This window comes from Methylobacterium sp. J-077 (genome assembly GCF_022829365.1).
Classification (GTDB): domain Bacteria; phylum Pseudomonadota; class Alphaproteobacteria; order Rhizobiales; family Beijerinckiaceae; genus Methylobacterium.
The window spans coordinates 1-9,202 of sequence record NZ_JAKSYJ010000017.1 but is presented as its reverse complement, the minus strand read 5'-3'; the positions used below and the strand labels follow the sequence as shown (position 1 = coordinate 9,202).

Annotated in this window: 16 protein-coding genes; 5 read left to right on the top strand and 11 right to left on the bottom strand. The window is 64.8% G+C overall.

Going from position 1 to position 9,202, the window contains the following annotated elements; all coding sequences use genetic code 11:
• The first annotated feature begins 6 nt into the window (after positions 1-6).
• Positions 7-570 carry a hypothetical protein gene (locus MKL11_RS00400; RefSeq protein ID WP_243939253.1) on the top strand — a complete coding sequence of 188 codons (564 nt, stop codon included), beginning with the start codon at positions 7-9 and terminating at the stop codon, positions 568-570.
• 183 nt (positions 571-753) lie between these two features.
• On the opposite strand, the gene MKL11_RS00395 is transcribed toward MKL11_RS00400, so the two are convergent.
• The 3 genes from MKL11_RS00395 to MKL11_RS00385 all read right to left on the bottom strand — a co-directional run bounded on the left by MKL11_RS00395 (position 754) and on the right by MKL11_RS00385 (position 1,694).
• The gene (locus MKL11_RS00395; RefSeq protein WP_243939252.1) at positions 754-978 is read right to left on the bottom strand and encodes a hypothetical protein; all 225 of its coding nucleotides are present in this window, start codon (positions 976-978) and stop codon (positions 754-756) included.
• A gap of 237 nt (positions 979-1,215) precedes the next feature.
• A complete protein-coding gene (locus MKL11_RS00390; protein ID WP_243939251.1) occupies positions 1,216-1,419 on the bottom strand; it encodes a hypothetical protein in 204 nt (67 codons plus the stop codon).
• Between the two features lie 131 nt (positions 1,420-1,550).
• Positions 1,551-1,694: a hypothetical protein gene (locus tag MKL11_RS00385; protein ID WP_243939250.1), complete on the bottom strand. Its 144-nt coding sequence runs from the start codon at positions 1,692-1,694 to the stop codon at positions 1,551-1,553.
• A gap of 153 nt (positions 1,695-1,847) precedes the next feature.
• Between MKL11_RS00385 and MKL11_RS00380 the strand changes: the two genes are divergently transcribed.
• Both MKL11_RS00380 and MKL11_RS00375 read left to right on the top strand, forming a co-directional pair.
• Positions 1,848-2,036, top strand: coding sequence for a hypothetical protein (locus tag MKL11_RS00380; protein WP_243939249.1), 189 nt, complete (start codon positions 1,848-1,850; stop codon positions 2,034-2,036).
• A 283-nt stretch (positions 2,037-2,319) separates the two neighbouring features.
• On the top strand, positions 2,320-2,781 hold the full coding sequence (locus tag MKL11_RS00375) for a MucR family transcriptional regulator (RefSeq protein ID WP_243939247.1): 462 nt from the start codon (positions 2,320-2,322) through the stop codon (positions 2,779-2,781).
• A gap of 594 nt (positions 2,782-3,375) precedes the next feature.
• Here MKL11_RS00375 and MKL11_RS00370 read toward each other — a convergent pair.
• The 8 genes from MKL11_RS00370 to MKL11_RS00335 form a co-directional block, all read right to left on the bottom strand.
• The gene (locus MKL11_RS00370; RefSeq protein WP_243939245.1) at positions 3,376-4,212 is read right to left on the bottom strand and encodes a hypothetical protein; all 837 of its coding nucleotides are present in this window, start codon (positions 4,210-4,212) and stop codon (positions 3,376-3,378) included.
• An 80-nt stretch (positions 4,213-4,292) separates the two neighbouring features.
• Positions 4,293-5,042: a hypothetical protein gene (locus MKL11_RS00365; protein ID WP_243939243.1), complete on the bottom strand. Its 750-nt coding sequence runs from the start codon at positions 5,040-5,042 to the stop codon at positions 4,293-4,295.
• Positions 5,043-5,399: 357 nt separating this feature from the next.
• Entirely contained in the window at positions 5,400-6,194 is a 795-nt protein-coding gene (locus MKL11_RS00360) for a hypothetical protein (protein ID WP_243939241.1), read from the bottom strand.
• A complete protein-coding gene (locus tag MKL11_RS00355) occupies positions 6,194-6,595 on the bottom strand; it encodes a hypothetical protein (protein ID WP_243939239.1) in 402 nt (133 codons plus the stop codon). Before MKL11_RS00355 ends, MKL11_RS00360 begins: the two co-directional genes overlap by 1 nt.
• 89 nt (positions 6,596-6,684) lie before the next feature.
• On the bottom strand, positions 6,685-7,428 hold the full coding sequence (locus tag MKL11_RS00350; protein WP_243939237.1) for a hypothetical protein: 744 nt from the start codon (positions 7,426-7,428) through the stop codon (positions 6,685-6,687).
• A gap of 106 nt (positions 7,429-7,534) precedes the next feature.
• Positions 7,535-7,819 carry a hypothetical protein gene (locus tag MKL11_RS00345; protein WP_243939236.1) on the bottom strand — a complete coding sequence of 95 codons (285 nt, stop codon included), beginning with the start codon at positions 7,817-7,819 and terminating at the stop codon, positions 7,535-7,537.
• Positions 7,820-7,911: 92 nt separating this feature from the next.
• Entirely contained in the window at positions 7,912-8,136 is a 225-nt protein-coding gene (locus MKL11_RS00340) for a hypothetical protein (protein ID WP_243939233.1), read from the bottom strand.
• A complete protein-coding gene (locus MKL11_RS00335; RefSeq protein WP_243939231.1) occupies positions 8,133-8,444 on the bottom strand; it encodes a hypothetical protein in 312 nt (103 codons plus the stop codon). Before MKL11_RS00335 ends, MKL11_RS00340 begins: the two co-directional genes overlap by 4 nt.
• A 101-nt stretch (positions 8,445-8,545) precedes the next feature.
• Between MKL11_RS00335 and MKL11_RS00330 the strand changes: the two genes are divergently transcribed.
• On the top strand, positions 8,546-8,788 hold the full coding sequence (locus tag MKL11_RS00330) for a transcriptional regulator (protein WP_092047154.1): 243 nt from the start codon (positions 8,546-8,548) through the stop codon (positions 8,786-8,788).
• Positions 8,785-9,105 (top strand): hypothetical protein, encoded by a 321-nt coding sequence (locus MKL11_RS00325; protein WP_243939229.1) that lies wholly within the window; start codon positions 8,785-8,787, stop codon positions 9,103-9,105. Before MKL11_RS00330 ends, MKL11_RS00325 begins: the two co-directional genes overlap by 4 nt.
• Positions 9,106-9,202 lie beyond the last annotated feature (97 nt).

The window sequence follows — 9,202 nt, the reverse complement described above, 5'->3', positions numbered from 1 at the left end:
TCGCGGATGAGCGTCGGCGAGGCGTCTGAGCCCTTTGCGGCCGTTCCTCATGAGGAATGGCTCCTCCGGCTCAACTTCAACCCCGAGCACATTGACAACGGCAAGGTCGTGGCCTCGGCCATAAGCCTGACCGACCTGAAGTCGCGCGGCTACAGCGTTGATCGGGAGCGGCACATCGACATTACAATCATCGCAGATCGCGCTCGCGATCAGGCCGCGAATAAACCGGAGAAGCGCCAGGCGCCCTTTCTGTCTAAGTTCGAGTGTGGGCCCGTGTGCGGCGAGGTCGATACCGAAGGAAAGGCGGCCTTTTTGGTCGAGGCATCACCTGTCGCCGAAACTGAGACGCTGAGGGCCAACCCGGCGCATGCCCATATCAAAAGCGCAATCCATCGCGGCGATGCAGGACTACGCCAGCTTCGCATACTCCTGCTGCCTCATCTGCAACGGCTAATCGCACTCGAAGATTACGTGCGCGCTGCCAGTAACGACGATGAAGCCGCCTTGGCGAAAGTGAGCGGAAATGATGCGGCTCCACAACCCGATAAGGCTTCGGACAACCAGATCTGATTGCAGGACGAGGAATGGACGCAGTGGTCTGGCCGCGAGACCGGGCGCCGATGCGCGGTTGACCACAAGACCGTAGCCCGGCTTCGGGTGGAGCATCTGGAACAAATTCCAGATGCGCCCCGCACTGTCGAGCGCGGCGGCACCGCCTACCCAATGAAGCCGCGGGTCAGCAGCCCAAGGCCGTCAGCCGGCGCCGTGGCCACCCTTGGCGTTGTCGGTCTTCGGGAGGTCTGGCCGGTTGTCGTAGCCGCCGCTCTCAGGTCCTGCACCGGCATCAGGCTCGGGGCTGCCCGGCGAGTTGGGGCCACTGCTGCCAGCCGCTGGATCAGGCTTCGTCACCTCACCGATCGGCCGACCTGGCGGCACTGTCCCGAAGGCTTCGCGCGCCGCATCCACGTCCGAACCCATGCTGGCCTCCCTGGTATTATGTGGAGCCAAGGCTTGGGGAGTGAGGGAGTTCCCAGGGGCGCCTAGTCCGCCAGGGCGGCGACGAGCGAGAACGAGCCGGCGAGCATGAACGTGCCGGCAACGAGCAGTGCGATCAGGAGCATGACGGAAGCCTCAGGCGCCAAACGGCGCCGCTTCCGCATGAACGCGCACAGCCACGCTCAGTTGCGCATGGCCGATTGCTGAGTATCGGCCGGCTCAGTTCCCGTCTTCCCCACCACCAGCGTCGTCACCGGCATCAGTCAGCCAATCGAGTAGATCGACCCCGACATCACCGGCAGCGTCACCTGTGGGCCTGCGCGGCGGCTTCTGGGGGTGTTGGGCCCGCACCTCGGCGAACAGTTCACGTGCCAGCCCGTCCAGCGCGTCGTCGGACAGCACCGTCTCCCGGCTGATCGGCATGGCAGCATCCCCATGGCCGGCGCCGGGCGCTCGGCCCCGCCCCGATCTGCTCACGGGGCGGGGGAGCATCCGACCTCACCAGCAGCGGGCCGATACGCAACGTGGCCCAGGGGCATCATGCAGCAGTTGGGTTAGCCGGCCGTCACCCGGGCGCGCTTGGGGGTGTGCCGAAACAGGCTGCGCACCACCCGGAACGGCAGCAGCACGAGCCTGGCGACGCCATGGGCAAGCATGACGACAACGACGGCCAGTAGGGCCAGCAAGGTGTTCAGCACGCGACGTACTCCTAGCGGCTCGATATCCGGCGGGCCGCCTTCCACCATTGTCCTCAGGACGCTCGCTGATCGCGGCGTGAGTGTGGTGCAGAAATCTGTGGCGTGGGCTCATTCCCCAATGACGTGGCGGTACTCCACCCGTAATCCAGCCCCATGCAGCATTCGCCGAAGCGCCATGCCTACCTCGTGGCCGTGTCGCAGAAGGACGAGGCGATGCGGGACTTTGCGGTGCTGGCGGTGACATCGGATGAGGCGTTGGAGGCCGTGGCGTTGAACGTCCCGCCTAAGACGAAACTGGAGATTGTGGGCGTCCTGGCCCGGGGGGAACCGCTGCAGGTGTAAGGCCTCAATCCCATTGCGAAGCTACGGCGACCGACGTGCTCGCGTGCAGGAACCGGGTTAGGCAACCTGTTCGATCGCCGCGATGGTATGGCAACGGACAACTCCACCGAGACGCCTTAAAATCCGTGGCCATGGGCCGGCGCTTGCGGTGTCCAGTTCCCCCGCCGCACCGACCCCAAAAGCGCCTCTGATACCGAACTACCTTGATCTGACTAAGACCTTCGTGCTTAACCCAACACATGCGGCATCCCTGCGCGGATGATAGGGTTAAGGCAGGAATAAAGTGACAGAAGAAAATACCGGTGGTGCACCTGGCTTCATCGAACTGACCGGCGAGATCGTTGCTGCATACGTCTCAAACAACTCGGTTCCGATCTCTGAGCTTCCGAACCTCATCCGAAGCGTGCATGATGCTATCGCAACGCTTACTTCTGGTAGCGTACCAAGTGGTTTAGATGCACCTGAGGCGGGGATCGAGCGACTGAGCTCGGCGCAGATCCGCAAGTCGGTCCGGCAGGACGGGATCGTCAGCTTCCTCGACGGGAAGACCTACAAGACGCTGAAGCGGCATCTGACCGCCAACGGCCTGAGCCCTCAGCGCTACCGCGAGCGCTATGGACTGCCGGCCGACTACCCGATGGTCGCGCCGAGCTACGCTGAGCAGCGCTCTGCCCTCGCTAAGGCCATCGGTCTCGGCGTTCCGGGTGCTCGCGCTGATCAGCGCAAGACTGGCACTGGCGGTTGACCGTTTGTCCGGTGCGGCAAGGGCAGTGTACGCTCCACCTCTGGCCGACGCCGGAACTGCAACACCTGCAAATCGGGGACGTCAGTGTGTCCAAGCACCGGGATGGCAGGCCGAGCTGGACGTCCGAACGTATCGGCCCAGCTCAGCCGCACGATGCGAAGTTCGGATACCTCAGCATCAGCCTCCTCGGCCTGTTCCGACGGCCGCCGTTTGCCCGCGCCGATCCAGCGGACGATCCGATCCGCAGGCTTTGGACGTAGCGGACACCGGTCCTCACGTGCGGTTTTCGGTCGATGAACACGAGCGGGTATGCCGATGCGCTTCGTAGTCGTCACTTGCCCGCCCTCCCGTTCGCCATCGATACTGCTGAGACCGGCTAAGTGCCGGCAATTCGAAGGCAACTGTTTCTCAGACTTCGATTGATCCGATCGGTCGGGATGTTTGGCTAAAGCTGCTTGACTCCGAAATGGCTATATTTGCGTGCAATTCTGTACCGCATTTGCCGTGGCGGAAACACCACACATAGCTCGCCGATAACCCCAGCAGCGGGTACCCTTGAGCTTGGGGCAAGAGGCCTGTGATCCAGCCCCACCACTAGGATCTGGCGAAGGTGGCCTGGGCGATGGTGTCCTGGTCAGCCTCGATCTCAGCCAGGAACTGGTCGTAGGCTGTCCAGAGTGGCGGCAAGATCTCCACGGGCCCACCGTGGCCAGTGCGCAAACGGACGTAGCCCGCTCGCTCGGCTTCAGAGAACAGCGTTCGCAGGTGTGAGCGAGCGACGCTCAGATCGTTGGACATGGACGTCCAGGTCAGGTGTTCGGCGTCGGACAAGCTGGCCTGGATCACCAACAACAGCGCGAGGTAGCCGGCGTCACGTCCTAGAAAGAGCCGGATCGCGTCATGCCCCAAGACAGAGAGCGCTCGCGGCAGATCGCGTAGGCCTGATAGGCGGATGAGACGATGGGTGCGCTCGTCCTGGTCCAGTGCCCACTCGTAGCCGCGCCCTGGGAATAGGTCGAGCAGGAAGCGGTGATACGCTGCGAGGTGGTGACGGTCATGAGCGATCACCCGCGCCGTTGGAACGAGGATGGTAACGCGTCGATCGTCGGGCGCGAGAGCGGCTTCGAGGTAGCCGGCTTGGCGGAATCGAGCCAGGAGATCGTCGACCCTTCGAGGGCTCGCCAAGCCACGCTCGACCAGTATGCGCCGCACATTGCCGGGCGTAGCCCAGGTGTTTCGGTCCTCCGGGTCGAAGGCGAAATGGAAGCCGACGATGAAGCCGCGAAGGATGATGATCCCCGCGTCGGCCATCATCCGCATGGCGAGAGGGTCGGCTTTGAACAGCTCGACGACCGCACTGACGTGGGCTGCCCGCGCCTCGGCGAACCGAGGGTGCGCCAGGATCTCCTGCGCCGTCACAGCGACTGCCATTGAGGTGCGGTCTCCCTGAGTTGAGCTCGAAGTCTGCGATGTCCGCTCTGCCGAACGGCGGCAGACCATCACCGCATAGCTCAACCCAGGCCACTACTCGCGCGGATTCTCGAACGGCCTGATCGGTCGAGGTCGACCGCTGCCCCTCGGCAGCCTTCTTTCGGTTCCGCGTCCACAACCTGCCTCTGTGGATCTCTCCTATCCGTGGGGTGAATCGGTTTGCACCCTGTGCCGCTGAGAAGAGCCGGGGCCGTGGATCGCCCGCCCCGCCGGAGCCATTGCAGCCACTCCCGGCTGATGATGCGGACCACGTTCGGGTCCGACTTCCGGCCCTGGTGGCGCCGCTCCTGGATGGTCAGCAGCCCATCGCCCTCGGCCAGACGGATCGCGACCTGAGCCAGGCGCCGGCACACACCGGCCCGCGCCGCGATGGCGTCGATACACAGCGCGCAGGCTCCGTTCCTGGCGACCTCGTCGCCGACGATGCGCAGGACCGCGAGCTGCCCGGTGGTGAACCGAGATCCGAGCGCGGGCGGCATCGGGCCAGAGCAGGCCAACCGTCGGCGGCGCTCGATGGCCACGGATCGCTCAGGAGGCCGCTGGAGGCTCTTGGGCGGGAACAGCGTCACACGGCCGAGCGGAATACCGACGGGCGCCACGGCCTCCCGTATCGCAGCCCTACGGGTGTGTAGCGTCTCAGCGAGACCTTGTGCCTCGACATCGGAAACGGTCTGGGCGACGTGAGCCTGCCAGATGGCGCGCGACAGGTCGTCGAGCTGCGCGAGTGTCCGCGCGCCCTCGATCGCCGACCGCATGGTGGCGTGAAACATCGAACCCGGTCCCTCTCGGGCCGCGGCTAGGGTCCAGGCAAAGCCTTCCCGTTGACGGAAACAGGTTCCGTCTTGACACCCCGGGGGGTCTCATGGCTTGTGAGGGGAGATGAGTCCGGCCTCACAGGCCCTCGGTTTTCAGCAGCCTCTTCCTTGCCGGGAAGGGGCTGTTGGCTTTTCAGGGTCTCAGATCCGCAGCGGTTGCTCTCCTGATGTGGCCGCGACTCGCCGGGGCGGGTCCAGCCGGAACGGTCCATGTCGGCCGGGCGGCACGGTTAAGTCAACGTCAGGGGATGATCCGCGCGACGATGCCTGCTGGCCCTCCTGCCGCAGCACCAGCGGCACCTACGCCCACGCCTATGACGAGGCGCGTGGTGATATCGTATCTGGATCTTCCTGGAAGACAGGCCTGCTGGGGTTAGCTGCTGCATTTAGAAGCCATTGGCTCAAAATATTCCAAGAATTGAAATAAATCCATTTGGGTTCCCTGGTTTCTCTTTGATACTTTTCTGCAGTACGCCCCCAATTAAAATAATGATTTATAGGCTGCCAAGGCGGATCCTGACCATCAAGCCACACATTCGATTTAACGATCGTCAGATTACCGCATATATTTTTTACTCTATCGTGATTGAAACTATCGATATCGATATTATGGGCAAATATGTTTCTGATATCACCCATTCTCCGAAGGTCTTTATAAAACGGTCGGGTATACAGTCCAAGCAATAATCCTAGCCTGCACTTTGCCCCCATTGAGCCGCACGCGCCGTCTGGTTTAAAATAGTTGTCCAGCTCGGGGCTGTCGACTAGCCGGCTCTTAAGTGCGAGCAGGAGAAAATCATCAAGGAATGAGCCAATGACGATGGCTGCCGTCCTATCGTTTTCGCGGCTAAACTGCCCGAGAACTTTAGTCGCGGTCTCAGTATAGTGCCGAACCAGTTCGTAGTGCTCATCATCTGTCATTTTGGAGGATTGGTGTCCATGCTGTGAGTTGGCTTCTCTATCGCCCATTCGAGGATGGGCCGCCACCAACCGTCGGCTGAGCCATCGTACCCGCAGCAGCAAGACCGTGAGCCGGGCCAGATCAGGCCAGGACAGGCGCTGGACGGCCGCGACGTGTCTAGACTGGATCGGAAGCGAGATCGGCATCAGCGACTCCCAACCATTTCAAGCAGCGCCACACCAACGGCCGCGATGACGTTCCCACGCCCGCGCCAGGGCAGGATCTCGGCCGCCGGCTGTAGCTCGATCTCTCCCAAGGCTGTCTCAGGCGCCTCTGCCTCGCGGTCCTGGTCGTTGCCGCGCAGCCATGTGACCTGGCTGCCGATGTGGTTTTCGGGCGCCGCCAGGGACGGCTCGACGTCGGCGCCGTCCTCAAGGTCGGTGTCGCCATCCATGCGGTCGAGCACGGCAATGATCCGATCCGCGGCGTCGAGAGCGACCTGGGCGGCCTCCTCCAGGCTGGCGCGGAGTGCTGGCCCGGTCAGCGGCTCCAGGACCTCCGGAGCAACTGGTTTCGGACGTAGGATGAAGGTGAGCACGTCGCCCATGATGTCGGGTCTCGGATGTGATGAAGGGGTGGCCCGGCTGACCCGGCCGGGGCGGTACGCACGGCTACGGAAGGGGTGGCGGGCGCCGATCAGCGCCGCACCTGATCAGCGAGGCAGGCCGTGAGCTGTCCAATGAAGAACGCGGTCTCGTCCGTGTCCCCATTGAGGATGACCCGCTCGGCGATCGACGCGAGACGTTCCCTGCGGTCGTCCTGGCTATCCAGCCGCCGGCGCTGCAGCTCGTCCGCGGCCGCGCTCTCCACGTCGGTCAGGGCGTCGCCCAGCCAGTGCAGCAGGTGGCCGGCCCTGTTGTGGTGATCGCCGAAGGGGCTGCGATCCCCGGACTGGCATGCCCCCTGACAGGACATGGAATAGGCCACGTCCGAGAGGGCGCGTGCCTTGTCGTGGAGCACCCGCAGTTCATCCAGTGTGGCTTGGGCGAAGTCGACCCGCTCGGCGATGCCGTAAGTGGTCCGCGGCGGGTTGCCCGGGTTCGCCTTCAAGGGTGTGCTGCCGTCGAGCAACTCGCCCTTCCAGTTCACGCCCGCGAAGGCGCAGCAGGCCTCGATCAGGTAGCGGGCCGGCTTGTAGGGCAGGTCCTCGCCGTCGCCGAGCGTCTGCCCCGCCTCATACTCCCCGCAGGTGAAGGCCATCACGAGCGAGGCGCGTGCCTTCACCGCCAGCCCGAGGGGCGTCCGCGCCGGGGTGTGCCAGATCTTGTGGCAGATCGGGTCGAGCTCGGCGCCAATGCTCTCGAACTGACTGATGGCCTCGCGCACGCCGGGCTCGGCCCAGACGCCCTCGGAAGCGGCCCAGATGTCCTTCCCTCGCACCTTGGCGCCCCGCTCTGCCCGCGAGAAGCGAGCCTGCGCATCCTTGTAGGCCGGTTCTCCGGATGAGGTCCGCGAGCTCCTGGCCCGCGGCAGGTTGCGGGTCGGGTCAGAGGAGAGAGGCGAAGCCGGTCAGCATCATGCCGCCACCGATGATGAAGGCCGCGGCCAGCAGCTCGCCGGCGGTGTCGAGGAAGCGGAGGGACCGGCTGTGCGCGGTGTCGGGGCGAACCGGAGTGACGGCCTGCCAGGGCTCGATCTCGCCCGGGACCGGCTCGTTCGGCAGGTTCAGGTAGCGGGGGTCGACCGGGATCCGGCGGCGGGCGGTGCCGGTGGCGGCCGGGCCGCGGACTGGGACGGAATCGCTAAAATTTTGGATGCGGGCGTGCGTCATCGTTCGGGCTCCGGTGAGGGCTCGTGGCGGTGGGTCGGTGGTGAAGGGGGTGGGGGTCGGTGGTGAAGGGGGTGGGGGTCGGTCGGGGCCGATCAGGCCCGCGGGGCGCTCAGGACGCCGGGGAAGCGGGCGCGGAGCGTCCGGGCGTGGTCGATGGCCCAGGCGTGGCGCTCGCGCAGGTCGGTGGCATCGCCGTCGGCACAGATGAGGCGGGCCCGGTAGGAGGCAGCCAGCACGAGGCAGGTCGCGTGATCCTGACGGGCGTGAGCGAGGCGCTGGGTCGGCGAGCGCAGGACGAGAGGGACAGCGTGGTTCATGACGCCCTCCCCTCAGTGCGCGGCCATGTGGCGGCCATCTTCGCGGCGCGCCACGCGGCAGTGAGGCAGACCGACATGGCCTCGCCCCAGGTGCCGCCGAACCGCTCCTGATGGGCGCGGGCGGCGGAAGCGGCGGCCGACATGATGGCGCCGCGGTCGAACTGACCGGCGGCGAACAGCGGGCGGCGCGAGGTGCGCACCGTCATGTCGATGCGGGCCTTGGCGGAAAGCAGGCTGGGGGTGATGGCCGGGCGGCTGTCGTGCAGGCTGCGGGACAGATTGTTCCAAGAGACGGTGCGGTGCGACACAGGCTTGGCCCCCGAGGCGGCGTCTGATACACTCAGGGTGTAATACGAGCCGTCTGGGGTGTCAACACCTGAGAGGCATCGCAATACCTCTGAGGTGTATTTTGCTGACGGCTGAACAGCTGCGCGCTGCCCGGGCCCTGATCCGGTGGGAGCAATCGACCGTCGCTGAAAAAGCGGGAGTCTCGGTTGAGACTGTGAAGCGGCTAGAGAAGCTGGACGGTCCGCTCCTGTCCACGAAGTCGGCGACGATCCACGCTCTGGAAGCCGCCTTCCGTGAAGCCGGCGTCGAGTTCACCAATGGTGGCGAGCCCGGCGTGAAGCTGCGCCGCAAGGATCCGGCATGACCGCCGAACCCGCCTCCCCCGAGCGGCTTTTCGAGGTCCTGCGCCTTTGCACCGCGCTCTCAGATCGCGCGCTCGACGCGCTGATCACCGGTGGGGTAGTGCCTGCGGAGCAGACCGTTGCACTGGCGAAGGCCGCACGGCTTCTGCAGGATTACGGTGTAGAGTGGCCACCGCTGCTAACCCACGTGATGCACGAGATCGCATACAAGGATGGCCGGTCAGTGCCAGCGCCAGGGACGGAGCCTTCAGACGGCGCCGACCTAGACAGCCTGACCCGCTTCTTCGCGGGTTTCCGCAAGAACAAGGAACACCAGTGACCTACACCGTGGAGCAACTGGCACCCGGCAGCTACGACGTGCTGCTTGATGGCGTCGTGATCGCGGGCTTGGTGCGCAGCGTTCGCCGCAGCGGCCC

Coding starts and splice junctions, on each gene's coding strand:
- MKL11_RS00400 (WP_243939253.1), top strand. CDS start 7: ATGAGCGTCGGCGAGGCGTCTGAGCCCTTTGCGGCCGTTCCTCATGAG.
- MKL11_RS00395 (WP_243939252.1), bottom strand. CDS start 978: ATGGGTTCGGACGTGGATGCGGCGCGCGAAGCCTTCGGGACAGTGCCG.
- MKL11_RS00390 (WP_243939251.1), bottom strand. CDS start 1,419: ATGCCGATCAGCCGGGAGACGGTGCTGTCCGACGACGCGCTGGACGGG.
- MKL11_RS00380 (WP_243939249.1), top strand. CDS start 1,848: ATGCAGCATTCGCCGAAGCGCCATGCCTACCTCGTGGCCGTGTCGCAG.
- MKL11_RS00370 (WP_243939245.1), bottom strand. CDS start 4,212: ATGGCAGTCGCTGTGACGGCGCAGGAGATCCTGGCGCACCCTCGGTTC.
- MKL11_RS00365 (WP_243939243.1), bottom strand. CDS start 5,042: ATGTTTCACGCCACCATGCGGTCGGCGATCGAGGGCGCGCGGACACTC.
- MKL11_RS00360 (WP_243939241.1), bottom strand. CDS start 6,194: ATGCCGATCTCGCTTCCGATCCAGTCTAGACACGTCGCGGCCGTCCAG.
- MKL11_RS00355 (WP_243939239.1), bottom strand. CDS start 6,595: ATGGGCGACGTGCTCACCTTCATCCTACGTCCGAAACCAGTTGCTCCG.
- MKL11_RS00345 (WP_243939236.1), bottom strand. CDS start 7,819: ATGACGCACGCCCGCATCCAAAATTTTAGCGATTCCGTCCCAGTCCGC.
- MKL11_RS00340 (WP_243939233.1), bottom strand. CDS start 8,136: ATGAACCACGCTGTCCCTCTCGTCCTGCGCTCGCCGACCCAGCGCCTC.
- MKL11_RS00325 (WP_243939229.1), top strand. CDS start 8,785: ATGACCGCCGAACCCGCCTCCCCCGAGCGGCTTTTCGAGGTCCTGCGC.